The organism is Ruegeria sp. BG6, from assembly GCF_056538465.1.
Genome location: NZ_JBQFTB010000008.1, coordinates 181,038 through 207,121 on the forward strand (window position 1 = coordinate 181,038; position 26,084 = coordinate 207,121).

Consider the following 26,084-nt stretch of genomic DNA (forward strand, 5'->3'; position numbering starts at 1 on the left):
TCTACACGGCACTGAACAGGAGTTAGTTCAACTGACGGTTGCCATGAACGAATTTGGATCAGTACCTTGATCAGGCGTAATATTGCGAACGGGAATAAACTTTGGCGTCGCCTGCAATTCCCTCTCGCACTCGGTTTCAAGCTTTGATATTGACCGCGTCAATCCGGCGCGCAAATGCCGGAATGCGGGTGTGGCGAAATTGGTAGACGCACCAGATTTAGGTTCTGGCGCCGCAAGGCGTGGGGGTTCAAGTCCCTCCACCCGCACCAAAGAATTGAATAAATATATTATATATTAGATACTTATTTGAAAATGGAGGTTGGCGGTCCCACTAACAGACCAACCTTAGTCTCGCCGTAGTCTGCGGATTGTCGGTTAAATCAGCGATGAGCCCTAGAGTGAGCTGCTCACGAATCTTCGAGAACTCCATCAGGGTGTATCGGTAGTTGTTTGCACTTCACCGAATGGTGAAATTTGGATTAGTCACCAACGATTTCTCTGGAATGGCGCATGTAGCCGCCTGCCAACGGATGTACGAAGCGCCAAAGCGGATATTAGGAAATGCCAGGTTTAAGTCCTGCGTTGCGGACATTCGCGGCGACCTGCTTGATCGTCTCCTTTGCGGACACAGCAGACGTCGGGCGGACTTCACTAAATTGCCGCATTGCGGACAAACCAGCCCTTTGCATTGAACACCGCAGTGTTCACAGACAGAATAACTATGCTTGGGCAGTGCAAGGCATTTGCGCAGGGTAAAGCGAAACAAAATGCTACAATTTGACAAGCCAAAGCGAATAAACGAATTGAGTTTTATCACAGGCCGTCAGAAGCTTTGTCTTTAGCAGCCTTTATTGAGATTAGGTTAACGTTTGTCCATACAGCGGTTTATGCCTTGTGTAATAGCCAGCCACGGACCACCTAAAAAGCTAATAGACTTGGTAAATCACGAGGAAATCCTGATGAAGAAGGCACTGATAGCCAGCTTGCTCGGAAGCTCAATTTTCTTGACCGCATGCGGAGTACCGTCAACGCCAACTCAGGCACAAGTCCAACATGATGCTCGTTGCGCCGGAGGTGTTTTGGGTGGAGCTGCGATTGGTGGAATAGTTGGAAATCGCTTCGGCGGCGGGACAGGCAATGCCTTGGCTACGGCAGCCGGCGCTGGGCTTGGAATGTATGCAGGTCAATCGGTTTGTAACTGAAGAATGCATACTGAAGGGCAGGCAGGGCACTGCTCGAATAACTAACCTGTTCCTTGGGATACTCGCGGTTCTGCGCTTCTCCGAAGAGCCAGAGTTGAAGATGGACCTCCGATTTGGGCTCGACGCGATCATTCGATCAGATCTGAAGAACGGCTGCCATGCGGGAAATGACAATGATGCCTTTGTCTCCGCTCTGCGCTTTCGCAAATTCTGAGTCTCTAATAGCATCTTCACGCAAGTTACTTCCTTCAAAAAAATAGTGGCCACTAGCCAAATGATGGCCATAGTGTACTGCGCGTTTCATTGGTCGTAGTGAGGTCGAAATGCTCGCAGACATGCGAGATATAGTTCAAAAGGCTCTCCCACTTGGGGGGCTTGCGCTAATATTCCTGTTAGGGGTGCTGACGCTCAGCCCATTCCTTCCTGCATTGTTATGGGCCCTTTTTATTTCGGTCGCCATTTTGCCCTTTCATGCGCAGCTTACAAACCAACTTGGACAAAGACGTGCACTGGCGACTGGCCTTACTGTCGTCGGGTTGATACTCATCGTACTTGTCCCGATGTTGTTACTTTTTCGCTCCGTTGTAGGGATTTTGCCAGAATTAGCGATTGCCGCCGCAAACAGAGACAGCCTTGAATGGATTGGCGTTGATCTTCCCGCCGGTATCTCCGCAACTTGGCGCGATCTTTGGATAGGAATACGAGATGACTTGGAGGCGTTGCGCACTTTGATTGGCGATGATCTGCGTTTGCTTCTCTCGACAATTGTGTTCGAAGGTCGGTTAATCGGTTATTTTGTTTTGGAGTTTTTGCTGGGCCTGATCCTTGCTGGGGTAATTCTACATAACTCGCAGTATCTCAGCCTGCTCGCAGGCAAGGCGGCACTAAAACTTGGAGGAACGCGGGTCGCCGACCTTGGTGCTCGCTCGATCCTGACGATCCGCTATACCGTGCTTGGTGTTCTTGGATCAGCGGCTGTACAGGCCTGTGTAGCTGCTTTCGCATACTGGCTCGTCGGCGCGCCACATTGGCCACTCCTGGCGTTCGCAACCTTTATGCTTGGCCTTCTGCAAGTCGGCCCGATCCTGATTTGGGCACCACTTTCGATCTGGCTTTGGATGAATGATCAGTCGGTCATGGCGACCTTTATGGTTCTCTGGGGGCTTGTGGCGGTTGGGCTTTCCGACAACCTCGTAAAAGCACTTGTTGTATCGCGCGGAGCGGACTTGCCGGCAATTCTGGTTTTTCTTGGCGCTATCGGCGGGCTACTTTTTTGGGGAGTCGTTGGGGTATTCCTCGGTCCTGTCATTCTTGCACTGTGTCTCGAGTTGATTCTTTGGTGGCTCGGCGCGGAACGCTCCGATGACGAGGTTCGAGAGCTGAACGAAGAAGACCTCCAATAGCCTGAATCTGTTTGAAAAGGTTCTGAAGGGAACACCATGCGACCGATGCCCTTGCAGACTGCGCAGCGAATTCCGAATAAATCACTGGCTTCCTCGATCCTTAAGTGCCGACATGTCTGGCAACGGGGCAGCGTTCGCTTTTACCTTAATGAGCACTTACTTCAGAACCGAACACTGTGCTAGCAGAGCCCCGGGTTCGAATAGAGGACACTGCAGTATTTCATTCGCAGCTAAACCAACCCATTTGCGTTACTTGATTTTGCCAGAGAGAATTGCGTCCGACTATTGGTGGTAGTGTCATTGATGGAGGATCAAAGGTTGGAAATCGTTGGAAGCGTCGCCTTTGTTAGTGGCGGCAGCGGTGGGCTTGGTTCGAAGATCTGTAGGCTCCTCGCTCGCAACGGCAGCAAAGTGGTTGTCGGATACCGCAGTGGATCAGATCGCGCGGAAGCAGTCTGCGCGGACTTCAAAAGCCAAGGCGGCACGGCTCGCGCAGAACAGTTTGACCTCACCGAGCCTTCTTCAGTGCATGCCTGTATTGGCAGGATAGTCAGCGAGTTCGGCGGGCTGGACATTCTGGTGAACAATGCCGGCATGGCCTCTGGCGGGCTCAACTTGCCAACTGGTGATCTGGAAGCCCTCACCCCGGAGATTTGGACGGAAATGCTAACGACAAACTTTAGCGGTCCATATTTTCTTACCAGAGCAGCCGCTCCTCATCTGCGAGCGTCCACTTGGGGTAGAGTTGTAAACATTTCATCTACAATTTGGCATGGGGATTGGGGTGCTGCAGCAGCCTATGCGCCAAGCAAAGCTGCTGTCGTACCTCTCACAAGGTTTCTGTCTGCAGCCTTGGCACCCGATATCACGGTGAACTGCGTATCTCCTGGTTTGATGGAAGGGACGCAAATGTCTGGCGGGGCTACCAAAGAGTATGTTGCAATGTGGCGAGATCGGTCGTTTCTTGGGAAAACAACCTCAATTGACGACGTTGCACAGCAAGCACTGTTGTTTTGTAAGAGCCATACAATTACTGGGCAAACTGTCGTGATCGACGGGGGTATTCACCTTAACTGATGTCGGCTTTCGGCTCAAAGCAGTCATTCGCTCAATCATGACGAACGTCCGCAATGCGGACCAAGCGGTCGCTCACTCGTTTGATTTTCGCCCGGATCTGTATTCTGGAAGTTTGGCCAAGGCCGATTTCAACGCGTCACCCCATCCATCGGAAATAATGCGAAAGTACCGGTCATCGGATTCGAATCTTGACCGCATACCGCCATCAAGGCTGTCTTCATCGTAGAGAAGCAGGTCAAGCGGAGCCCCGACAGACAGATTGGCCTTAATCGTGGAGTCAAAACTGACAAGCAAGAGTTTTACGGTTTCCGGAAAACTCATTTCCGGATCATAGGCTCGCACCAGAATAGGGCGACCATACTTTGTCTCACCGATCTGAAAGAACGGAGTGTCGTCGCCGGCCTCGATAAAATTGCCTTCAGGGTAGATCAAAAACAGGCGAGACGGGCCGCCCTTGATCTGGCCTCCAACAATGAGTGTCGCGTGAAAAGCGCTGTCAGCTTGCTGACCAGACCGGGCATGCTCTTCGATGACGTCGTTCAGCGTAGACGCGACCAGTTGCGCAACTTGAAACATTGTCGGTGCTTCTAAGATCGATGGTGAACGATCTGCCGGCGCTTTTGTTCGTTCTTCCAGAAGGCTTATCGTGGCCTGCGTAGTGGCCAAGTTTCCGGCCGTTAGGATAGTGATCGACCGGTCCCCTTCGACTGTCCAATTGAACATCTTGTTGAAGGTTGAAACATTGTCCACGCCTGCATTCGTGCGCGTATCGGACATGAACACCAGCCCGCGATTCAGCCGCATGCCCACAGCATAGGTCATCAAATTCTCCGTTACTGCTGTGCGACTTGCAACTGCACTGTCAATTGCTCGCCCGCTGTCCCAATTCTATTCCCTATTACCGGTGCGGCTTGGGCATAGTCCAGCCCGGTTGCGACGCGTACGTATCGATCGTCGGGTGAAATCCCATTTGAAACGTCAAACCCCACCCAGCCAAGCCCGTCCAAATGCACTTCGGCCCAGGCATGGGTCGCGTCCTGCAGCTCTGTTTCGTTCATCATCAAATAGCCCGAAACGTAGCGTGCTGGCACTCCGAGCTGTCGCGCGCAGGTAATGAAGATGTGCGCGTGGTCCTGACACACACCGCGCTCGGCCTTGAGGGCATCTTCTGCGCTCCAGCCCGGGTGCGAACTTCCAATTTCGTACGAGACCTGAGCTCGAATTTTTTCGGACAGAGCATGCATCTGCTTCAGCGGATCGCTGTTGGGCAACGCGATTATCAGCTCTGCAACTCCTTTCCCTGGCGAAGTCTGCGGAGTGCCTCTTTTGAACAGCCACAAGGGCGTCGACCCTTCGTGACGCCCCAGAACACCGTGCGTGTCTTTCACTTCAACAACGCCTTCGGAGATCAACGAGATGCTTTGAGTGTTTGCTTCGAAACTGATCAATTCCACCGTGTTGCGGTGATAGTCTTCAAATGTAAGCTCTTTGCGCCCGCCGGTGATCTGGGTACTCCAACTTACAATGCTCTGATTTCGAAATGACTTTGGTGTTTTTCGAAGCTGTTGCAGTCCGAAAGGAACCGGCGCGTCGAAATCGTATCGTGTCTCGTGTCGAATGTGCAGTTTCATTGGCTACTCGTAGAACCTATAATCAATCTCGATCTGACGGCTTAAGTTGCCGAGATCGGTCAGAAAATCCTGAATGTACTCATGCAGACCGAATTCAAAGATATCGGAAATTTTCTGATCCAGGTATTTCTCGTAGAGAGCATTTGATGCCTCGCACGAAGGCCCGGCAAAGCCGTAGTCTTTCTTTAGGTAAGACAGGTTCTCTTGAATTTTTCTGCAGCAAAAGTGAAGGCTGCGCGGCATTCGCTGATCCAGGATCAAAAATTGGGCAATATCAGACGGCCGGGTTTTCTCACCATGGGTCATTCGATACCCACCACCAGCGCCAACAGAACGCAGGATGCTTTCCCATTGGATGTTGTCTAGCGACGAGCCGACCGAGAAGGCTGTGGGCAGAAGAACGTAGTACTTCACGTCCAAAATGCGCCCGGTATTGTCCGCCCTTTCGACAAATGTCCCGATGCGGGTGAAATCGAAAATGTCGTTGCGCAGCATAGTCCCCAATGTGGCACCACGGACCAGAGCCGCCTGTTGGCGAATGAGTTCCAAGGTCGCTGGCAAATCCCTCTCATTCACGCGCCGCTTCATCGCCTCATCGATCTGCATCCAGGTGGAGTTCACCGCACTCCAGACATCGTGGGTCAGCGCGGTCCGAACAAGGCGCGCGTTGTCTCGGGCTTGCTTGATGACCGACTTGATCGAGGATGGGTTATCAGCGTCGCGAAGCACCCAATCGACCGCATTGTCTTTTGAAATCTCGTCGTACTTGGCGTGGTACCCATCCAGAACCCCGGCCGTTTTCAGAACCGAACCCCATTCCTCGGCAGAATTCTTTGTACGGGTCAACGCCATTCTCTGACCTGTTTCAAGCAGCCTCGCCGTATTTTCCGCTCGCTCAAGATACCGGGACATCCAGAACAACCCGCCAGCAGTTTTTCCCAGCATGGTCAGTCCTCCAGAACCCAGGTGTCTTTGGTCCCGCCACCTTGGCTTGAGTTCACGACGAGAGATCCCTTCTTAAGCGCCACACGGGTCAAACCGCCGGGTGTGATCTTGATCCCTTCGGGCGATACCAAGACGAACGGCCTTAGGTCAACATGTCTGGGCGCAAGTCCCGAGCGAGCGAAGATCGGAACCGTCGAAAGCGAAAGAGTCGGCTGAGCAATGTAGTTCCCGGGCCGCGATTTGAGCTTGTCGCGGAACACCGAAATCTCTTTCTTGCTGGCGGTCGGCCCGATCAACATTCCGTAGCCGCCAGACCCGTGTACTTCTTTCACAACAAGCTCGGACAAGTTGTCCAGCACGTAGGAGAGAGAGGCGGGATCACTGCAGCGCCAGGTCGGGACGTTTTGCAGCAAGGGCTTCTCACCCGTGTAGAATTCAACGATTTCAGGCATGTAGGAATAGATCGCCTTATCGTCGGCAATACCGGTCCCTGGCGCGTTGGCGATCGTGATGCCTCCTGCGCGGTAAACGTCCAGGATGCCCGGAACGCCCAAGGCGCTATCGGGGTTGAAATTCAGGGGGTCCAGAAAGTCGTCATCTACCCGGCGGTAAAGTACGTCGATGGGCTTATAGCCCCTGGTGGTGCGCATGCAGACGCGCCCATCGACAACGCGTAGGTCGTGGCCTTCGACCAACTCCACAGCCATCTGATCTGCGAGGAACGCATGTTCGTAATAGGCCGAGTTATAGATCCCCGGGGTTAATACCGCGACGCTTGGTTCTCCGTCGGCGCAAGCCGGCGCGCAGGCAGCAAGAGATCGTCTCAGATTGCGAGGGTAGTCCGAAACATTCCGAACATTAGTCGCGCTGAAGAGCTCGGGGAACATCTTTAGCATCGTTTCCCGGTTCTCCAGCATATAGCTAACCCCGGATGGCGTACGGGCGTTGTCCTCCAGAACGAAAAACTCGTCCGGTCCGGTTCGCACCAGATCGACCCCAACAATGTGTGTATAGACCTGACCAGGGGGCGAGACGCCAAGCATCTGCGGCAGGAACGCTTCGTTCCCGGCAATCATCTCAGCGGGTACGCGTCCGGCACGCACGATTTCTTGGCGGTGATAGATATCGTGGAGAAAGGCGTTGATTGCCCGAACCCGTTGTTCAATACCGCGTTCCAGCCGCTGCCATTCTCGTGCTGAAATGACACGCGGTACGATATCAAATGGGATTAGGCGTTCCTCAGCCTCGGCTTTTCCGTAAACGTTAAAAGTGATGCCCGTTAGCCTAAAGACTTCTTCGGCTTCGCGCTGTTTCGCCCTCAGTCGCGATACGTCTTCAGCATTGAACCAGCGGCCGATCTCTTGGTATGGACCTCTGAGTGATCCATCGCCGTTGAACATTTCATCAAAACACTCACTCATGCTTAAAGTTTTACGCATAGATCAGATTTTTCAAGTCATTCAGGCTTGGTTGGAAGCTGCCTTTGGAAGGAGCGTCTAATTTTCAGGCTAACTGGATCTGGATAATGTGATGATCTTAACAACATGCCGTTTTTTTGTGTTTCCAGTTGAAGTCACATTCAATGTGTCCGTTGTCAGAAGATTTGGGGCGTGACGGAACAAGAAGCTGGCTTCCAGTGGGGTTTTTGATCCAACTGGGTGCAATACGGCTAACTATGCACCACCTCTAGAGCAGACATTCGTGCACCGCGCAGCGTCCGGGAGAAGGGGATCGACGCAGTCATCCGACAGCTTTAGTCAAAAGACTGGTTTGCGGATGCGAACAGTCATTTGGACCTCTCGCGGGAAAGATAGAGGTGACCACCTTTGAAGTACAGTCCGATGGGTCTTCAAGCTTTACTCCGAGACTCTACTGTCGCCTGAACAGGTCGACGATACACTAAGAGTTTTATTCGGAAGATTATTTAGGGCCAATCAAATGCCCTCAGATCAGCGGTTGCCAGGGCGACGCACGGCCTTCCCGAGTATCCCGTGGGTACCTTGCAGGTTTTTCCCGAGTGATCCAAGAGAGTCACGAGGGATAGTGGGAAGGACCACGTATTCATATCCCGCTCAGATTTTTGCCCCTAAATGCAAATCATTTGGTTTAAGTGAATAGGTGTGCAACCCCGCACGAACCCTGAGCACCCCTTGGGGTTCACTTCAAACTCCCTTGCGCCATATTATCGGCAGAGCCAAAGGAGAAAACACCGCCATGTCTTGGAACCCTGCGCTAGATCCCCATTGCCCCGCAGGTGACGCCGTGGATGCCATAGATACCATCATCATCCCACGTGCCCGCGATCTGGGAGGTTTCGAGGTACGCCGCGCCCTGCCCGCTCCAAAGCGCCAAATGGTTGGAAGCTTTATCTTTTTCGATCAAATGGGACCCGCGGAGTTCTTGCCGACAAAAGGCATGGACGTACGCCCTCACCCTCATATCGGCTTAGCTACAATAAGCTACCTATATCGTGGTCGTATGCACCACCGGGATAGCCTTGGGACGGACTCATGGATCGAACCGGGCGCAGTCAACTGGATGGTCGCAGGACATGGCATCACGCACTCAGAAAGAACCGACGACGAAACCCAAGTGGACCCAATGCCGTTCTTCGGTATTCAGACTTGGGTTGCCCTCCCAAAGGATCATGAAGACCGTGATCCAATGTTCCAACATGCACCCGCAGATGCTCTGCCGTTCATGGAAGGCGAAGGCAAAGAAGTACGCCTGATACTTGGAAATGCATACGGAGAACGAGCGCCCGTTGAGACGGCCTCAGAGATGTTTTACGCCGATGCGATATTGCAACCGGGTGCCAGCATTCCACTACCGGATGATCACGAGGATCGCGGCGTGTACGTCGTCGAGGGTTCGGTTACGGTCGCCGGGGATACCTTCGAGGCAAGTCAGATGATGGTTTTCCGCCCTGGTGATCGCATTTCGATGAAAGCTGGTGAAAAAGGCGCACGAGTGATGTTGCTGGGCGGTGAGACTCTTGAGGGCCCCCGTCATATCTGGTGGAACTTCGTGGCTTCCTCCAAGGAGCGCATCGAAGAAGCAAAGGAGGCTTGGAGGGCCGAGGCGTGGGATAGCAACCAACGGTTCCACTTGCCGCCTGGTGATGACCAAGAGTTCATCACGTTGCCAAAAAGGTAGTTAATCCATCAAGCAAAAGAACTCTGATCTTTTCTATCGGAAGCTCAAAGGGAATTTGAAGGGCGTTGAGGTCTTTCAACCAAGAGCATCCTCTTGTGAGCACCCAAAATGATAGATCAAATACAAAACGCCGTCGGTACCAATTGGGACGCATTTCTTGCTTTAAGTTTTTATAGCAAGACAAATGTCATCTTATGGTCAGGACCCATTGATTTCCTCGGAACGGCGTGATTCACGGTTCGAAAACCGAGCTGAGAATGTGTCTGATCTTTTCTGGCTGACGGATGCGCAGATGGCGCGTGTTGAGCGGCATTATCTTCATCAATCGCAATGGGTTGCGGTGGCGCGACGCCCCCTCCGCCTACGGCCCGCACAAGACGCTATCCAACCGCTGGAAGCGATGGAGCGACAAGGGCGTCTTCGCCTGGATGATGGTGGGTCTTGCTGCTGATCACGGCGAAAAGACGACCGTGATGATTGACGCGACTTACCTCAAGGCGCACCGAACCGCGACCAGCATGGGCGTGAAAGAGGGGGGAGCGTGGACGCCTGATTGGTCGCACCAAAGGCGGCATCAACACCAAGCTGAACGCCATCTGCGACAGCCAAGGCCGACCGCTCAACCTGTTCGTCACCGCCGGTCAGGTCAGCTACTAGGCTACGGTGCGAACCTTCTGGAACGTTCAGTTGCAAAAGCTGAATTCAAACAATCCTGGTGGCGCAATATCAAAGACAGGCCGCTATTGCAGATCTTTGAACCTACATCTGGGTGAATCCTGAAAGTTCAGCTTTGGGCTCGAGACGGCCGTTCTCTGCAATTGGGATCAATGCCCGCTGCCAGAAAGACATAAGTGATGGTGGGTGAGCTTTGCAGGGGAACTGACCACCCAACCAGAGATCGCGTCACATAACACCGGTTCAGTGACATTCGCAGCTTGTTTTTCCTGAGCTTTCACCTAAAGGTTGCGCGCTTCGGTTTTTAACAGATACCCACGCGGCCTTCCAAGATGTCTGCCCTATGCCCACAGGGAGGTTTTAAGTTAAGTTGACCCAAGCCGCATTCCTTGAAGAGCTTTGCACGCACGCCGCCACAAACTTAACACCATTAAGTCCGTCATGAACCGTTGGATAAACAACCGACGCGTCAGGTGAAATCCCGGTACGGAAAGCTTGGATCGCCTCAGCAGCTTCTCCATAGATATTCGCGAACCCCTCAAGATATCCCTCGGGATGTCCCGGAGGAACTCTACTCAATCGATTAGCTGCGTCACCAGCTCCAGCTCCATTTCGAGTGATCAAACGCTTGGGTTCGTTGTATGGCGTGAACCAAAGATAATTGGGATCTTCCTGAGACCACTCCAGCCCACCTTTTTCGCCATAGACGCGCAAACGAAGTGCGTTTTCGTTGCCGGGAGCCACCTGAGAAGACCACAGCATACCCCGCGCTCCGCCTTCGAAGCGAAGCAAAACGTGCGCGTTGTCATCGACTTTGCGCCCTGGCACAAAGGCCTGCAAGTCTGCCGCCAAGCTTTCCGCCTTCAGCTCGGTTACAAAGCAAGCGAGGTTGTAAGCATGAGTTCCGATGTCACCGGTTGATCCACCCGCGCCCGAGCGTTCGGGATCGGTTCGCCACTCAGCCTGTTTGAAATCCTGCTGCTCAGTCAGCCAGTCCTGGGGGTATTCAACCTGAACCACGCGGATCTTGCCGATATCTCCGTTAGCGACCATTTCACGCGCCTGCCGAACCATCGGATAGCCCGTGTAATTGTGGGTCAAAATGAATAGGGCATTCGCGCTTTCTGCTGCTTTGACCAGTTTTTTTGCATCGGCAAGAGTCGAGGTGAGTGGCTTGTCACAAATTACATGAATACCGCGCTTCAGGAACTCACGCGCGGCTGCATAGTGGACGTGATTTGGCGTGACGATTGAGACCGCCTCGATCCCGGATTTCAGTCGGGCTTCCCTTATCGCCATTTGTTTGAAGTCTTCATAGACCCGTTCGAGCCCCAACGCCTGACCACTTTCAAGAGATTTCTCTGGCGTCGAAGACAAAGCGCCGGCAACCAACTCAAACTTGTCGTCCAATCGCGCCGCTATTCGATGAACGCCGCCAATGAAGGCGTCGTTCCCGCCGCCAACCATGCCAAGTCGAATGCGGCCTGAGGTTTCTTCATTGCGTCCTGTGACCATTACTCGATCCCCAACATTTTTCGATTGGCCGCTTCGTCTGTGCCACCGTCAGCGAAATCATCAAAGGCTTTCTCTGTCACTCGGATAATGTGGTCGGATACAAACTGAGCGCCCTCTCGCGCGCCATCCTCGGGGTGTTTGAGACAGCATTCCCATTCGACGACGGCCCAGCCATCGAAGTCATTCGCCGCCATTTTGGAGAAAACAGCCCCAAAATCAACTTGACCATCACCAAGCGACCGGAACCGGCCCGCGCGATCGACCCAGCTTTGATATCCAGAATAAACACCCTGTCGGCCAGTCGAGTTAAACTCGGCATCTTTGACATGGAACATCCGTATTCGGTCCTTGTAGATGTCGATATTATCCAGGTAGTCGAGGCATTGAAGAACGTAGTGCGACGGGTCGTATAACATGCAAGCTCGTGGGTGATTGCCCGTCCGCTCGAGAAACATCTCATACGTCACGCCGTCGTGGAGGTCCTCTCCGGGGTGAATTTCATAACAGACATCGACGCCGCATTCATCCGCGTGTTCCAGGATCGGACCCCACCGGCGTGCGAGCTCGTCAAAAGCTGTTTCAATCAAGCCGGCAGGGCGCTGAGGCCAAGGGTACACGTAGGGCCAGGCCAAGGCGCCAGAGAAGGTCACATGTGCCGAGATACCCAAATTTTTCGAAGCCGTTAGCGCTTTTTTGACTTGATCCACTGCCCATTCTTGTCGGGCTGTCGGGTTCCCTCGAACACTTTCGGCTGCAAAACCATCAAACGCACTGTCATAGGCCGGGTGGACGGCCACAAGCTGGCCCTGAAGATGCGTTGACAATTCAGTGACTTCGACACCGTTTTCCCTGGCTTTGCCTTTAAAGTCATCGCAATAACCGGTGCTGGACGCGGCCTGTTCGAGGTCGAACAACCGGCCATCCCAACTGGGAACCTGAACGCCTTTGTATCCGCAGTCAGCGGCCCATTTAGTGATCGCGTCCCACGAATTGAACGGTGCTTCGTCCCCCGCAAATTGTGCAAGAAACAACGCTGGTCCTTTGATCGTCTTCATAAAATTTCCTCCCCAAACCTAAGCCTCTATGGCGGTAAATTTTCCTTCAGATAGATGTCGATACGGATTCGTTCCTGAGCTTTGTTGAATGGAACTTTGTCTGAAGTCGCACGCAGAAGGCGGACGGCTGAACGAACAATGTGCCCAGTGTCTTGCGAGATAAGGGCGTCAAATGTACCGAGCTTAAGCGCCTCACGACTGAGCGGAGTAAGCTCATGAGCAATGATCACCAGATCTTTGCTGAGCTTGTTCTCTGACAGAAATTGAATCAGACCTGCGTTGCCCGCTGCTGAGGAATATATTCCGACCAGATCGGGGTAGGTTTCAAATATTTCGGGCATCATCTTGTAAATCAGATCCGGGTCATCTCGACCCTCGACAGAGGCTACGACTTCGAGGTGCGAAAATTCCTCAGCCACAACAAGATCAAAGCCTTGACGACGCTCGAGGTGGTCACGAGCCAAACGGGATCCTGTAAGAACCAAGACCTTACCATCGCGATGCACAAATCGTCCCATCAGCTGAGCGGCGGTTCGTCCTGCCGAAACGTTATCAATTCCCACAAAATGGTCTCGCTCAGAACTGGGCAAGTCAGACACTAATGCAACCACAGGAACGCCTTTGTCTCTGAGCCTTTTTACTGCATCGCGAACAGACGGCGTTTCGGGCCCAAAAACGGCAACTCCATCAATATCCGAACTGTCGACAGCATTCAAAATATTGACGATATCTTGCGGCTCGAACGGAGCTACCTTTTTTATCGCAATACGAGTCCGCTCGATAAATTGGTCACGGGATTGTTCTGCGATCTGACTGTTGATTGCCTCCACAAACTCGTTGTCCGTGTCCGGCAGAACAAAGAGGAAGTTGTAAACTCGGTTTCGCGCAAGGTTGGCCGCTGCGGTGTCGCGCACATACCCCAGCTCATCAATTGCCTTTTGTACTTTCTGCACGGTAACGGCCCGCACGCCGGGGCGCCTGTTCAAGACCCGGTCAACAGTCGCGAGACTGACACCGGCGACGCGCGCGAGGTCGTTGACGGTTGGCTTCTTTACCAATTCTAGTTTTTGTTTTTTGTCTTCCACCTGTTATTCAGCCCTCAACCTCCCGCGCTAAGCCTTCAAACAACAAAGCAACAGCCTCAGCGCCGGGATCGTTATGTCCGACTAGGTTTTCTTCGGGAACATAAGCCGCGCGGCCTGCCTTCGCACGACGAATATTTGCGGTGTTATTCGCGCCTTCGCGGGCAGCGTCGGCCGCATGCGTCAGACCAGTTGGCAGTGCGGCAAGTGCCGGTGCCAGGGCGTCAATCATTGTCCTGTCACCGACCTTGGCACCCCCGACCTGGCTGACGCGATTCAGACCTTCAATCAGAGACTTCGGTACCGAAGCCCCGCTCGCACAGGCATCTCCAGCTGCGTTAAAGAAGATTGCAAGTATCACGCCGGAAGAACCACCCATTGTCTGGCTTAACTCATTGCCCAACGCCGGGAAAAGTTGTGTCAGATCAGCAAGCGGCATGCGGTCAAGGCTACCTTGCAATGCTCTCGCGGCAGTGGCCAGTGTGCTTCCTGTATCGCCATCTCCGGATTTCGCGTCCAACTCGTTCAGGTTATTCTCTGCGTTGATTAGCAGTTCAGACAACCGCGTGATCGTTTCCCTTGTGCCGGGATTGTTCGAAGGAATTGGATCGATAGGAGTCAGACCATCAGGCAAAGGCGCTACTTTTATCGGGTCGATGGAATTGACGCCGGGCCAAGCCGCCAGATCAACAGGAGCTTTAAGTGCTGATAAATCTTCCTGACCTACAGGCAGAATAGAAACAGAAAACCCATGCATATCCAGCGAGGTCATCATTGGTGCTGGGCCAATGATATGGTGGGCAATACCAGTCTCGGACAAGGCGTGCGTGAGGACAGCCATTTCTAGCGGAGTCGTAGAACCGAGGTTGTTGACCAACGCCGCACAATCCCCAGACCCAACCCTTTGCTTCAGCTTCTCCACCACTGTGGACATGGCTGATACAGCATTTGAGAATTCGACTTGCTGTACTCCGGGCTCGCCATGGATGCCCAAGCCGAGTTCTGCTTTGCCCGGGGCAATCCTGTCTTCTTTTGGAGATCCCGGAACGGTACAGGTGTCCAGGCTCATTCCGATGCTTACGACCTTCGCTATAGTGCTTCTTGCTGCATTGGTAATGGTTTCTAGGTCAGCGCCACTTTCAGCAAGCGCTCCAGCGATTTTGTGTATGAACAACGTGCCTGCTACGCCACGTGGTTGCGGTAGGTCAGGTAGGGCGATGTCATCGTCAACAACGACCATCTCCACCTTACGACCCAGTACTCGGGCGCGTTCAGCCGCCAGCCCAAAGTTTAACCGATCACCGGTGTAATTCTTAACGATAAGCAAGCACCCAGCCTCACCCGTAACCGCAAGAATGCCTGCCAGAACCGCCTCGACTGACGGAGACGCAAACACCTCCCCACATACCGCAGCTGTCAGCATACCAGCGCCAACAAAACCTGCATGGGCGGGTTCGTGACCAGACCCTCCGCCAGAAACCAAGGCGACTTTCGACTTGTCCCAGTCCGATCTGTAAACAACCTTGATGTGCGGGTAGCCGTCCAACCGAGTAAGTCGTCCCCCGGAGGAGGCCAAAAGGCCGTCTATGGCCTCTGTCACCAAGGTTTCTTTAGTATTGAGGAACTGGGCCATGCTTTTGCTCCTTAATTCACTCGCGCGCCGGACGCGTCAAAATACAATGGGTTGTGTGGGCGGATTTTTATGATTTTTCCTGAGGGATAGTCCTGATGGACATCAATCAAAGTCACAACAGGGTGACCATTCAAGTCCAGGTGCAGCCGCGTTTGATCCCCCAGATGCTCAGCACGTATCACACGCGCTTCACGGCCTTCGCCTTCAATTATGTTTTCCGGGCGAAGACCAATCTGTGGGCCTTTGTGATCGCCTCCGAACAACTCGGACGGCAGGATGTTTATCCGTGGCAGGCCCAACCTGCTGGCTACGTAAACACTGCCCGGATTTTCATAGATGTCGCGAGGGGTACCGTACTGGACTAGCCTACCGTTTTCCAAAACGCCGATATGCGTCGCCATTGTCATGGCTTCGACCTGATCATGGGTCACGTAGAGTAAGGTTGATCCCAGATCTGCCTGAATTCTCTTCAGCTCTACCCGCAAATCCGCCCGAAGCTTGGCGTCCAAAGAGCTGAGGGGTTCATCCATCAGGAATATCTGGGGGTCGCGCACAAGCGCCCGTCCAATTGAAACGCGCTGCATTTCGCCGCCAGACAGTTCAGTGGCTTTGTTGTCCAGTTTGTGCGGGATCTGGAGGATCTCCGAGACTTCGTTAACCTTCCTGGCGATCTCATCCTCTGGTGTCTTCAGGATCGGCGAACGCAAAGGGAAAGACAGGTTTTCACGCACTGTCATATGCGGGTACAGCGAGTATTGCTGGAAGACCATGGCTATATCTCGCTGGGCTGGCGTTTCTATTCCAACATCTCGCCCGGCTATACGCACCGTTCCTGAATCCAGTTTCTCAAGTCCGGATATCAATCTCAGCGTCGTTGTTTTTCCCGCACCAGTTGGACCCAACAACACCACAAAGGCACCGTTGGGGATCGTCATTGAAATATCATCCACCGCTTTAAGATTGCCGAATGACTTCGAGATATTCTCCAAAACGACTTCAGCCATTGCTTAGTACCTCGTCGTTCAGAGCGGATCTCAAAGCGCGCCCGGTAGATTTTTCAAATAGGGTTACTGCGGGAGAGCGGAACTCCAATCCTACTGTTTCACCGGGACTGACGACTTCGCGTGCATCAATCCGGGCTTTCAGTTCTCCGTTCGGGCTTTGCAGCGTCACGATCTGAGTGGTTCCCAGATATTCCGCTGCCAGAACCTTGGCCCGGTAGGCGCTCGCATCCGACAGAAAAACATGTTCGGGACGGACACCAAAAACCAATTCACCTTCGGCCCCTTCCATCAGCTTGGGCACGGCTTCGTCATGGCCATTCAGTCGGACCATTTCCGAGCCGGGTTCGACCTTTCCCTGAAACGGCAGGAAGTTCATCGAAGGAGACCCAATAAAATCCGCCACGAACATCGTAGCCGGCTTGTCGTAGATTTCCTGAGGTGTGCCGAATTGCTCGATCACAGCGTTGTTCATCACTACGATCTTGTCCCCCATTTGCATGGCTTCCAACTGATCGTGTGTAACGTAAACGGTGGTTGCGCCCATGCGATCATGAAGCGCGCGCAGTTCTTCGGCCATGTGCTCACGAAATTCGGCATCCAGGGCACCAAGAGGTTCGTCCATCATGAACGCCTTGGGTTCGCGAACAATCGCGCGTCCAAGCGCTACACGCTGCCTGTCGCCGCCTGAAAGCCCACCTACTGGGCTATCCAGTATGTCGTTTATCCCTAAAATTCCGGCGACTTCCTCGACTTTGGCTTTTACGGCGGGGCGCGGCATACCCTGCGATATTAGCGGGTAGCTGATGTTCTTGCGCACGTTCATGTGAGGATACAGCGCGAACATCTGGAACACGAAGGCAATGTCTCGCTCCGACGGTGGCCGCTGGCTGATTTCTTCTCCGTCCAGATAGATTTCACCCGATGTTGGAAGTTCCAATCCCGCGATCATCCGTAGAGTCGTCGTCTTTCCGCAACCGGATGGCCCCAGCAGCATGAAAAACTCACCGTCTTCAATCGTGAACGAGCTTTCGCGGACAGCCGTGAAATTGCCGAACATCTTTTTTACGTTTTTGACTACGATCTGGGCCATTTCTACTCCGGGAAATGGCTGACGATGATAAACATGACGGTTCCGATCAACGTGACGATGAAAGAATAGGTGAAGGCCCAAAGGACAAAGGGCTGCATCAGCATGAAGACACCCAGTGCGATAAGGATAGTTGCGACCATCTCCCATGGGCCGCGGCGGAGCCGCATCAATCCGGTTAGAAAATCGCTCATTTGCGCACGGCTCCGAATGTGATCCCACGCAGCAAATGTTTGCGCATGAGGATGGTGAAAATCATGACCGGGATTAGGAATATGGTGGCGCCAGCCGCCACGGCAGGCCAGTCCAGGCCACCGATACCGATAATGGTCGGGATGAAGGGCGGTGCAGTCTGAGCATTCGCAGATGTCAGCAGCACAGCAAACGCATACTCATTCCAGGCGAAGATCAGGCAAAAGATAGCTGTCGAAGCGATGCCCGTTGCGGCTTGTGGCAGCACGACTTTGTAGAAAGCCTGAAAGCGTGTGTAGCCATCTATTAGAGCCGCTTCTTCGTACTCTCTTGGGATTTCGTCGATGAACCCTTTTAGCAACCAGACCGCCAAGGAAATATTCACGCCCGTATACAACAGGATCATTCCCAGATGCGTATCGCTCAACCCAAGGTTTCTGAACATCAGGAAAATTGGGATGGCAACGGCGACCGGGGGCATCATCCTCGTACTGAGGATGAAGAACAGTAGATCGTCCTTAAGCGGGACTTTAAACCTGCTGAACGCATAGGCGGCCAGTGTGCCAAGGAAGATACTCAAGAAAGTTGAACCAAATCCGATGATAACCGAATTCATAAAACGCTCACCGAACTTTGATGGCCCAACAATCACCATGTCGTATTGGCGCACGATCTCATCGGCCCAGTTCTGCGGTGGGTTGGCTTCTAGAAATTCCTGCGTCTGCCGCGTGCGAGTGGTGAAGAGATTGACGTAGCCTTCAAGCGTTGGGTCAAAGACAACCTTTGGCGGGTAGCTAATCGCATCGGCTGGAGACTTGAAACCAGTCAGCAAAATCCAAACCAGCGGGATCATCGTGATTAGCGCATATGCGATGACCAGAAAACCTGCGATCCACTTGGACCGGTTCGAGGGTTCGGTGACGGAAAAACTGCTCATCTCTGTTTCACCTTGTTCAGGGCTTTGACGTAGATCGACGCAAGGCCGAACACAGTGACAAAAAGGATGATCGCATAGGCCGAGGCATAGCCAGTACGCCACTTCTCAAACGCCTCCCGCTTGAGATTGATCGAAGTGAGTTCCGTTACAGAACCCGGCCCACCGCCGGTTAGCTGAACCACCAGATCGAACATCTTGAAGTTCTCGATCCCTCGAAACAGCACCGCGAGCATCAGGAACGGCAGGACCATCGGAATGGTGATCGTGAAGAACTGCCGCAGCTTGCTGGCCCTGTCGATCTCGGCGGCTTCGTAGATATAGTCGGGAATGCTGCGCAGCCCGGCCAGACAGATCAGCATCACGAAGGGCGTCCACATCCAGGTGTCAACGATAACGATCGCCCAGGGCGCCAACGTCACCGACCCTAACATTTCAAAGCTCGATGGGTCCTTGCCAGTGAACCACGACACGATGTAGTTAAACAGGCCGATCTGAGGCTGATACAGAAACTTCCAGAAGTTCCCAACGACTGCAGGAGATAGCATCATCGGCAATACGATGATAGTCGTCCACAGGTCGTTGCCCTTGAATTTCTTGTTGATCAACCAAGCTAGCGTAAACCCGATCAGCACCTGAAAGAAAATCGTCCAGAATAGGAAATGCGCCGTCGCCTGCATATTCAGCCAGGTGTCAGAGTCGGTCAGGATACGCTCGTAATTCCTCAATCCAACATCTTTGACCTCACGCCCGATCCGGTTGGCCTTGTAGTTCGTAAAGCTAAGTTGAATGGTCCAGATCAACGGGAAGATATTGATCGCCAGCAGTAGAAATATCGTTGGGGAGATGAATATCCAGGCGATCGCGCGGTCGGATAACCCGCGGATTTTTCTCGCAACTCGCTCGGGCGTTGCCCGCGCAACGCGATCTACGGTCCTGTCAGACATCTCTTTGCCAGTTCTTTTTGGTTTCGAACTCACGGGTGAAGGTGGAGCGGGATTGCACCCGCTCCTAGCTGCCTCCAGACTACAGCTTGCCTTCGTCTTCGAAGACTTCCGTCCAATCTTCGATCAGAAGATCAAGCGCTTCTTGAGCTGTGCCTTGGTCGGCTACCACGTAGTCGTGGATGCGCTTCTGCATTGCCAGCAGCAGTTCCGCATAGGCAGGCTCTTGCCAGAAATCCTGAACTCCAGCCATTGCTTGCAGGAAGTCACCGGCAAACGGTTGGCTGTCTACGAAACCAGGATCTTGCAGCACCGAGTTATGTGCCGAATAGCCTCCAAGTTCCCACCATTTTGCCTGAACTTTCGGCTGTGCAAACCACTTAATGTACTCAAGTGCGGCGTCCTGTTTGTCAGAGTAGCTGACGACAGAAATACCTTGTCCGCCGAGTGTCGAGCCTGGCTGATTTTGTGGTGGGTTCACGAAGAAGTCGATTTTGTCACCGCCGGTATTGGGATCGGCATATAGACCAGGGAAGAACGCAAACCAGTTCATAGCCATAGCGACCTGACCGGACTTAAATGCATCCAAGCTCTCACCCATGTAAGAGTTAGTATATCCCGGAGGCGTCGCTGTTTTGTAGAACTCCTTGTAGAATTCTAGCGCCTCAACCGCTTCGGGTGAATTTACGGCGCCTTCCATGTCGTATGAGCCTGGCGTGTTTTCGTATTTGAAGCCCCAAGGATACAGTGCTCCGGTCACACCCATGGTGATCCCTTCCGAACCGCGTTCAGTAAAGATTGCAGCCCCGTAGACTGTCTTGCCATCGATTTCACGACCCTGGAAGAACTGGGCGATTTGCAGTAGTTCTTTCTGAGACTGAGGCTCGCGTAGGTCCTGACCAGTTGCCTCTTTGTATGCGGCTTGGATTTCGGGGTTTTCAAACCAGTCCTTGCGATAAAACCAGCCATTCGCATCGCCCATTGCAGGCAGCGCGTAGTAATTTGGTGTACCCTTAGGCCAAGTCGAATAAGCGTAAACAGTGGCCGGCGCGAAATCGTCCATGCTGATGCCTTCAGCATCGAAGAATTCGTTCAGCTGGACATAGTGACCATTCTCGGCGCCACCGCCGATCCATTGGCTGTCACCGATCAACAGGTCGCAGAGCTTACCCCCAGAGTTCAGCTCGTTCAGCATGCGGTCCGCAAAATTTGGCCAAGGAACAAACTCGAAGTTCATGGTGTGGCCGGATTCTGCTTCAAATTCCTTTGATAGCTCAACAAGCGCATTGGCCGGGTCCCATGCAGCCCAACAGAGCGTCAGATCTTCAGCATTTGCCTTGGTAGAAAGAGTAGTAGCGGCAAGGACTATTGCGCTGGCCGAGGCCAGTTTTGTGTAAGTCATCCATTCCTCCCTTTTTTGCGCCGTCAATCGAGGATGTGCGAATCGCGGCATACATCCAAGGCTATTTGAGGTACGCACCTCAAGTCCAGATATTTTTGAGGTTCGTACCTCAAAAGCCCGAAAGAGATCGCCAATTTTGTCTCTTAGTTATTGATTCCTTAAGAAATTGTTCTTTGAACTTGATGTGCATGTATTTTCAGCAGCGAGGTATTGAATGGTCATATCGACTTAAATGGGCGCAGCCGTCATGCGGCCAACAGGTTCAGCGAACCCGCTTCTGAAGCGCTCAAAGATTATTTGGTCGATACCTTTGGAAATTCGAGATAGCGTCAAACAGCGCGGACAACTCGGGACCGTGCATAACTCTTTTTGGTAAGGTGCAGACGTATGAGCAATCTCTCCATCGTCCGATTGAACCGCTACCCTATAAAAGGCTTGAGTTCCGAGCCTATGCGAACTGTGACGCTGCGAGCAGGAGAGGGCATTCCGGGCGATCGCCTGTTCGGATTTGCTCGCTACAACTCCGGTTTCGACACGCAGAACCCAATGCCACTGCCGAAAGATCGTTTTGTCGTTTTGTTGAACGAGGCTGCACTGGCAGGCATTCAGACCGGTTTTGAAATTGAATCCCAGGCACTTGAGATCAATGCGAACGGAAAGACACGACGCTTTGATATGCGAGAGTCTGAAGATCGGGAGAAGGCGGCAGAGTTCCTTTCGTCGGAGATCGATTTAAGAGATCCAGAGCTGCCAAAGTTTGTCTCTTCTACTCCTCATAGGTTTACAGATGTATCTGTCGTATCAGTGCAAATGATGAACGCGATATCCGTTTTGAATCTTGCCTCTGTGAAAAAGTTGGGCGAACAACTGAACGCAGAAATTCACCCGGCCCGCTTCCGAGCGAATATTGAGCTAGACGGATTACCTTCGTTTGTTGAGCTGGATGCAGTTGGATCAGTTTTTAGATTTGGCGATGTCGAGTTAAAGATACTCTCGCGTACAAAAAGGTGTGCAGCCACTGAAGTGAACCCGCAAACGGCCAAGCGGGACTTGAAGATACCCTATCTTATTCGGAAGTTCATGGGTCATACGGACATGGGTGTCTATGTCGAGGTGGCTAAAGGCGGAACGCTGAGAGTCGGCCAAACTGGAGAAATGTTAGATTGAATACTATTTTGCAAGCACAGACAAAAGTGCACTTCGAACGTCTGCTCCGGGCTCGGAGTGGCCGTTCGCGGCACCAGGCCTGAATGACAGCTCTGCGGACTTAACAGACGTTCCCGACAGAGCGAATTAGCGACCACTTCGGTTTCAGAAAATAGACGCGCGGGGTTACGAGGTTATTTCACCCCGCGCAACACTCAATCGAGTGTATTCTTGTAAATCACCCCACCCTTCATGATGAGGTCGATGTTGTTTGTGTAATCTACGAGCAGTTCAACGTCTTCGACGGGGTTGTCTTTCACAAGCAGAAGATCGGCGTAAGCGCCTTCCGAAATTACACCCAAGGGGCCATCCTGGTAGGGATTGAGCGGACCAGAAAGTGCCAAAAGTTCAGCTGTCTTCGACGTCGCTTGCTGCAGAATTTCGTGGCTGCTCCAGACTTCAAGACGATACTTAAACTCATCGTTCTGCTTGGTCAGCGCAACAGGATCACCGATGATGTCCGTTGAGAAAGCAACGTTCTCGATCCCAAAGTCCTTTATCAGCTGCATTTGTTTTCTCGCACCGGCCTGCACGCTTAGGAATTTTGCACCTGCGCTTGGCCCCAATGCCATGACGACGGCCTCCTCTTCCAAACCCAATAGAGAATAGAAAGGCACAATCCACGCATCCGCATCCTTAATGGCCTGAGCACCGACTTCGGTCATCAGTTGTCCGTGTTCGATACTGATGACGCCTGCCTCAATGGAGCGCACGATGGATGCGTCTGTGTAGGCGTGCACCATCACGTAGGTTCCCCAATCAGCCGCCGCTTGCACAGAAGCCTCCAACTCTTCGGGCAATCCCTGCACCGTATGCAGGGGATCAACGCTGGAGGACACGCCGCCTCCAGCCATGACTTTGATCTGCACTGCACCAAGCCGCAGGGCCTCGCGTGTCGCACGAAGTGTTTCAGGCACACCATCTGCCAAAAACTCTACGTGCTGATTGAAGAAAGACGGATGCGCGCCCATGAAATTGGGGTGCGGTTCATTGTAAAGCCGGTGCTCACCATGTCCGGAGGTTTGTGAAATCACCGGCCCAGATGCATAAATGCGGGGACCCACGGCTTTGCCGCGTTCTATAGCCTTGTGCAATCCAATTGCGGGGCCACCGGCATCACGAACCGTGGTGAACCCGCGCAGAAGCATTTTTTCCGCTTCGATCGTTGAGACCGCTCCCCAGTACATCCAGTCGAAGTTGTCCCGAAGATCGGCGAGCGGTTCCGTGATCGTCATGTGGACATGCGCGTCGATCAATCCCGGCATGAGCGTCCGGCCACCGCCGTCAATGATCCGAGCATTCGCTGCGGCAAGAGGCTCGGCAGATACTTCAGCGATAAGGTTGCCGACCACTAGCACGTTGGCGTTCTCGATCCGCTGCTCATTGACACCATCAAAGACGTGGACGTTCGTGAATAGGATCGGAAAGTCTTCTTCTTGCGCAACGCTTTGTGACGCCGAAAGTCCCACGATGGCAAGCGTCGAAGCGGCTGCAACAGCCTTGATCGATGCATATGGATAGAATTGGACACCCATCAAGATATCTCCCTGATTTGTAAATTCTGACCTTAGATGTACTCTAGCAGGAAGCGGGAAATTCGCATGTTGCCATTTCTGGACAATTTCTGTTTTCTTAGTCCAGTAAGGATAACTCATTGAACAAGCCACTGATCGCCCAAACGACGCTTCCAGTGATGCAGTCAAAATTTTTGGCAGAGGTGATTGACCGAGCCTGCAAGTTGGGTGCGGATCGCAATCAAATTTTGGAAGGGTGTTTGCTGCGACCCGAAGTATTCGACGCACCAAGCCAACCAATACCCAGCGCCTGCGTCTATCTAGCCTCGACACAAGCAGCAGAGCATTCCGGTAATCAATACCTCTGCGCGGAGATCGCACGAGAGTATGAGTGGAGCACCGGCTTCGTGCCTCCAGACACCATGAGCAACACGCCCAGCTTGGGTGATCTGCTGGTGGCCTGGTTGCACTTTGTCGAGACGGTTCAGGTCTCGATGCACTACCGACTGATCGTTGAAAGAAAACGCGCCAATTTGGTCGGGAGGCGCTTTCTCAAGGCGTCGCAACCGCCCGGGCAAGCAGACGCATGGGATGTTGTTGCTTGGTCTGAAATGTTGAAGGCGAGATTAGGAACAGTTTGGGATCAAAGCGAGGTTGAAATTCATGTGTTTGATCCTCACGCTATCCCAGCCGAATTGGTGCCGTCGCGCAATGTGAAGAAAGCCGACGCCTGGGGTTTGAGCATGTCGTTTCCGTCAGCTTGGCTTATGCAACAATCCCCGTTTCTCAGAAACACAGAGCCGGACAATGCTTCCACGCAGCAACAACCGCTGGACTTGTTCGCGCTGTTTCGAGTGTTCGACTATTCTGACTGGCCCGGTTTGGACGGGCTGGCTGCCTTTGTCGGAGTTCATCCAAAGGCGCTGCAGAGAGAACTTGGCAGTCATGGAACGAACGGTGCGGAACTAATAGATCGCGCGAAGGAGCATCTCGCTGATCTGGGGCTTAGAGAGGCAACGCGCTCCATAACTCAAATCGGACGCGACCTGGGGTACAAGAACGCCAGCGCATTCACACGTGCCTGTCATCGCTGGTTTGACACTTCTCCAGCGAAATATCGTCGGCAGTACACTGAGGCGGCGCGGGAGTAATTCGTGTCCTTTTGAAGTGACTGCTTTGGGCTCGAAGCTGTCACCTGCCTCTTTTTGTTGGATACGGGTTATCAATGCGGAGCGGACATTGCGGCGACGAGTTCAATTCACATTGCTGACTGGTATTCCCCAATTTAGGTCCCCTCTTAGGCGGTTAAGGAAGCAGTTGGGGGCGAGACCCTCACAATCGAGACCAAATTGCCTAACAGCAAAACAAATATGGAAAAAGGCGGGGCATTCTTATCCCGGCAATGCTATGCTTAAGGGACATCGCTAAGTCTTCCATTTCATCCAACAAATGAGCCTGTACATTGAGACGATTTCTTGCATTCGCGGTGTTTTCAACTGCAAGTTCAACTAGTCCATCCAATGCTCAAAGCGTGGACCCTGATGCCTCTGAGGCCGCAGCGCGAGCGGCTTTGTCTGTCTTGAGTATCGCCGCCACCCCAAACGAGACTTTATCCTCGTTTTCTTTTCTTGATGCTTCCGGAGGTGCCAAGAGTCTACGCTCGACGCAACTGCGAGGAGGTTACAAGCCACTTGAAAACGGGCTGTACGTAGAGGGTCTTGTTGCCTATCAAAAATATAACCCGGTACTCTTCTTTCCAGAGATCGCCCCCGGCACTGAGTTGGATGTAACTTGGTCAAGCGTGGCAGCAACGGTCGGCATCGGTTGGGAATTTCCATTGGTAAACGAGTGGAAAGTTCGTCCGGTCGGACATCTTTCACTTGGCCAAGTGACTGCGGATGCTTTTCTTGGCGGCTTTCCATTGCTGCGTTCGGCATCTAGCTCCAACGATTTGATCGACGGAGACTTAAACGCATTCGGGGTTGGTGCTTCGCTTGGTATCTTCCGAGAGGCGCAATTTGGATCGTGGCAGGGGGAATATCGTATCCGTCAAACATTCTTGGATCTTAACCCGATCAACGAGCCTGAGGCTGGGAACGCAAGTGCGAGTTCAAACCAAACAACCCTGTTCTCACGTCATCGCTATCCCCTGGAAAACGTTAATCTCTTCGAACTCCCAACACAACTCGTTCTGGATGCTGGTGTTGTGCTGTATCACGGCGACAGTGAAACCGTTCTTGGCACCGATTGGCTGGCCACAGCTGGTGTAGGACTTGAGATTGATACTCGCCTGACCGGTCTGCCAGCCGTTCAAGCGGGACGTGTAATGTTTAACGGTGTAGTTGCCGAAGGATTTTCCGGTTTTTCGATAGGCTTCGGTCTGCGGTTCTAGGTCGGGGCCGGATCCTGTCACAAAAAGTCGGTTGT

At 52.9% G+C, this 26,084-nt stretch carries 24 protein-coding genes, 1 tRNA gene and 1 pseudogene; 10 read left to right on the top strand and 16 right to left on the bottom strand.

Annotated elements, in window-relative coordinates; genetic code table 11:
* Positions 1 to 184: 184 nt before the first annotated feature.
* The 3 genes from ACR0JW_RS15360 (at position 185) to ACR0JW_RS15370 (ending at position 1,416) form a co-directional block, all read left to right on the top strand.
* Positions 185 to 269 (top strand) — tRNA-Leu (locus tag ACR0JW_RS15360).
* 690 nt (positions 270 to 959) lie between these two features.
* Positions 960 to 1,202 carry a glycine zipper 2TM domain-containing protein gene (locus ACR0JW_RS15365; protein WP_480714148.1) on the top strand — a complete coding sequence of 81 codons (243 nt, stop codon included), beginning with the start codon at positions 960 to 962 and terminating at the stop codon, positions 1,200 to 1,202.
* Positions 1,108 to 1,416, top strand: a complete 309-nt coding sequence (locus ACR0JW_RS15370; RefSeq protein ID WP_170615127.1) for a hypothetical protein — start codon at positions 1,108 to 1,110, stop codon at positions 1,414 to 1,416. The genes ACR0JW_RS15365 and ACR0JW_RS15370 overlap by 95 nt, the downstream gene beginning before the upstream one ends.
* Here the strand turns inward: ACR0JW_RS15370 and ACR0JW_RS15375 are convergent.
* The gene (locus ACR0JW_RS15375) at positions 1,339 to 1,506 is read right to left on the bottom strand and encodes a hypothetical protein (protein WP_480714149.1); all 168 of its coding nucleotides are present in this window, start codon (positions 1,504 to 1,506) and stop codon (positions 1,339 to 1,341) included. The genes ACR0JW_RS15370 and ACR0JW_RS15375 overlap by 78 nt on opposite strands.
* Before the next feature lie 19 nt (positions 1,507 to 1,525).
* Here ACR0JW_RS15375 and ACR0JW_RS15380 point away from each other — a divergent pair, with 19 nt between their 5' ends.
* Positions 1,526 to 2,605, top strand: a complete 1,080-nt coding sequence (locus ACR0JW_RS15380; protein WP_170681394.1) for an AI-2E family transporter — start codon at positions 1,526 to 1,528, stop codon at positions 2,603 to 2,605.
* Between the two features lie 303 nt (positions 2,606 to 2,908).
* Positions 2,909 to 3,682, top strand: a complete 774-nt coding sequence (locus ACR0JW_RS15385) for an SDR family NAD(P)-dependent oxidoreductase (protein ID WP_480714163.1) — start codon at positions 2,909 to 2,911, stop codon at positions 3,680 to 3,682.
* Positions 3,683 to 3,754: 72 nt separating this feature from the next.
* On the opposite strand, the gene ACR0JW_RS15390 is transcribed toward ACR0JW_RS15385, so the two are convergent.
* Genes ACR0JW_RS15390 through ACR0JW_RS15405 form a run of 4 tightly spaced genes read right to left on the bottom strand, consistent with a single transcriptional unit; the run spans position 3,755 to position 7,679 of the window.
* The gene (locus tag ACR0JW_RS15390) at positions 3,755 to 4,504 is read right to left on the bottom strand and encodes a proteasome-type protease (RefSeq protein WP_170681398.1); all 750 of its coding nucleotides are present in this window, start codon (positions 4,502 to 4,504) and stop codon (positions 3,755 to 3,757) included.
* 11 nt (positions 4,505 to 4,515) lie between these two features.
* Positions 4,516 to 5,313, bottom strand: a complete 798-nt coding sequence (locus tag ACR0JW_RS15395) for a transglutaminase-like domain-containing protein (protein WP_170681400.1) — start codon at positions 5,311 to 5,313, stop codon at positions 4,516 to 4,518.
* A 3-nt stretch (positions 5,314 to 5,316) separates the two neighbouring features.
* Positions 5,317 to 6,258, bottom strand: coding sequence for an alpha-E domain-containing protein (locus tag ACR0JW_RS15400; protein ID WP_170681402.1), 942 nt, complete (start codon positions 6,256 to 6,258; stop codon positions 5,317 to 5,319).
* 2 nt (positions 6,259 to 6,260) lie between these two features.
* The gene (locus tag ACR0JW_RS15405) at positions 6,261 to 7,679 is read right to left on the bottom strand and encodes a circularly permuted type 2 ATP-grasp protein (RefSeq protein ID WP_480714150.1); all 1,419 of its coding nucleotides are present in this window, start codon (positions 7,677 to 7,679) and stop codon (positions 6,261 to 6,263) included.
* Positions 7,680 to 8,472: 793 nt separating this feature from the next.
* On the opposite strand from ACR0JW_RS15405, the gene ACR0JW_RS15410 reads away from it, so the two are divergent.
* Together ACR0JW_RS15410 and ACR0JW_RS15415 are read left to right on the top strand one after the other, a co-directional pair.
* Positions 8,473 to 9,414, top strand: a complete 942-nt coding sequence (locus ACR0JW_RS15410; RefSeq protein ID WP_170681406.1) for a pirin family protein — start codon at positions 8,473 to 8,475, stop codon at positions 9,412 to 9,414.
* A gap of 259 nt (positions 9,415 to 9,673) precedes the next feature.
* A pseudogene (locus ACR0JW_RS15415) lies at positions 9,674 to 10,065 on the top strand (IS5 family transposase); the annotation flags it as partial.
* Between the two features lie 384 nt (positions 10,066 to 10,449).
* Here ACR0JW_RS15415 and ACR0JW_RS15420 read toward each other — a convergent pair.
* The 10 genes from ACR0JW_RS15420 to ACR0JW_RS15465 all read right to left on the bottom strand — a co-directional run bounded on the left by ACR0JW_RS15420 (position 10,450) and on the right by ACR0JW_RS15465 (position 20,937).
* A complete protein-coding gene (locus ACR0JW_RS15420; protein ID WP_170681408.1) occupies positions 10,450 to 11,604 on the bottom strand; it encodes a Gfo/Idh/MocA family protein in 1,155 nt (384 codons plus the stop codon).
* Complete coding sequence (locus tag ACR0JW_RS15425; protein WP_170681410.1) at positions 11,604 to 12,659, bottom strand: sugar phosphate isomerase/epimerase family protein; 1,056 nt, start codon at positions 12,657 to 12,659, stop codon at positions 11,604 to 11,606. Before ACR0JW_RS15425 ends, ACR0JW_RS15420 begins: the two co-directional genes overlap by 1 nt.
* Before the next feature lie 26 nt (positions 12,660 to 12,685).
* Positions 12,686 to 13,744, bottom strand: a complete 1,059-nt coding sequence (locus tag ACR0JW_RS15430) for a LacI family DNA-binding transcriptional regulator (protein ID WP_170681411.1) — start codon at positions 13,742 to 13,744, stop codon at positions 12,686 to 12,688.
* 7 nt (positions 13,745 to 13,751) lie between these two features.
* A complete protein-coding gene (locus ACR0JW_RS15435) occupies positions 13,752 to 15,374 on the bottom strand; it encodes a dihydroxyacetone kinase subunit DhaK (RefSeq protein WP_170681413.1) in 1,623 nt (540 codons plus the stop codon).
* Positions 15,375 to 15,385: 11 nt separating this feature from the next.
* A complete protein-coding gene (locus tag ACR0JW_RS15440; RefSeq protein ID WP_170681415.1) occupies positions 15,386 to 16,378 on the bottom strand; it encodes an ABC transporter ATP-binding protein in 993 nt (330 codons plus the stop codon).
* Positions 16,371 to 17,468 carry an ABC transporter ATP-binding protein gene (locus tag ACR0JW_RS15445; protein ID WP_170336530.1) on the bottom strand — a complete coding sequence of 366 codons (1,098 nt, stop codon included), beginning with the start codon at positions 17,466 to 17,468 and terminating at the stop codon, positions 16,371 to 16,373. Before ACR0JW_RS15445 ends, ACR0JW_RS15440 begins: the two co-directional genes overlap by 8 nt.
* A gap of 2 nt (positions 17,469 to 17,470) precedes the next feature.
* Positions 17,471 to 17,659, bottom strand: a complete 189-nt coding sequence (locus ACR0JW_RS15450) for a hypothetical protein (protein WP_010442360.1) — start codon at positions 17,657 to 17,659, stop codon at positions 17,471 to 17,473.
* The gene (locus tag ACR0JW_RS15455; protein ID WP_170336529.1) at positions 17,656 to 18,594 is read right to left on the bottom strand and encodes a carbohydrate ABC transporter permease; all 939 of its coding nucleotides are present in this window, start codon (positions 18,592 to 18,594) and stop codon (positions 17,656 to 17,658) included. Before ACR0JW_RS15455 ends, ACR0JW_RS15450 begins: the two co-directional genes overlap by 4 nt.
* Positions 18,591 to 19,538, bottom strand: a complete 948-nt coding sequence (locus ACR0JW_RS15460) for a carbohydrate ABC transporter permease (protein WP_170681417.1) — start codon at positions 19,536 to 19,538, stop codon at positions 18,591 to 18,593. Before ACR0JW_RS15460 ends, ACR0JW_RS15455 begins: the two co-directional genes overlap by 4 nt.
* A 79-nt stretch (positions 19,539 to 19,617) precedes the next feature.
* Positions 19,618 to 20,937 (bottom strand): ABC transporter substrate-binding protein, encoded by a 1,320-nt coding sequence (locus ACR0JW_RS15465; RefSeq protein ID WP_170681419.1) that lies wholly within the window; start codon positions 20,935 to 20,937, stop codon positions 19,618 to 19,620.
* 387 nt (positions 20,938 to 21,324) lie between these two features.
* On the opposite strand from ACR0JW_RS15465, the gene ACR0JW_RS15470 reads away from it, so the two are divergent.
* Complete coding sequence (locus tag ACR0JW_RS15470; RefSeq protein ID WP_170681421.1) at positions 21,325 to 22,104, top strand: MOSC domain-containing protein; 780 nt, start codon at positions 21,325 to 21,327, stop codon at positions 22,102 to 22,104.
* 194 nt (positions 22,105 to 22,298) lie between these two features.
* On the opposite strand, the gene ACR0JW_RS15475 is transcribed toward ACR0JW_RS15470, so the two are convergent.
* Positions 22,299 to 23,798, bottom strand: a complete 1,500-nt coding sequence (locus tag ACR0JW_RS15475) for a metal-dependent hydrolase family protein (protein WP_480714151.1) — start codon at positions 23,796 to 23,798, stop codon at positions 22,299 to 22,301.
* Between ACR0JW_RS15475 and ACR0JW_RS15480 the strand changes: the two genes are divergently transcribed.
* Entirely contained in the window at positions 23,798 to 24,808 is a 1,011-nt protein-coding gene (locus ACR0JW_RS15480) for a helix-turn-helix transcriptional regulator (RefSeq protein ID WP_170681425.1), read from the top strand. The genes ACR0JW_RS15475 and ACR0JW_RS15480 overlap by 1 nt on opposite strands.
* Positions 24,809 to 25,188: 380 nt before the next feature.
* Positions 25,189 to 26,049 (top strand): hypothetical protein, encoded by an 861-nt coding sequence (locus tag ACR0JW_RS15485; protein WP_170681427.1) that lies wholly within the window; start codon positions 25,189 to 25,191, stop codon positions 26,047 to 26,049.
* Positions 26,050 to 26,084: the final 35 nt, after the last annotated feature.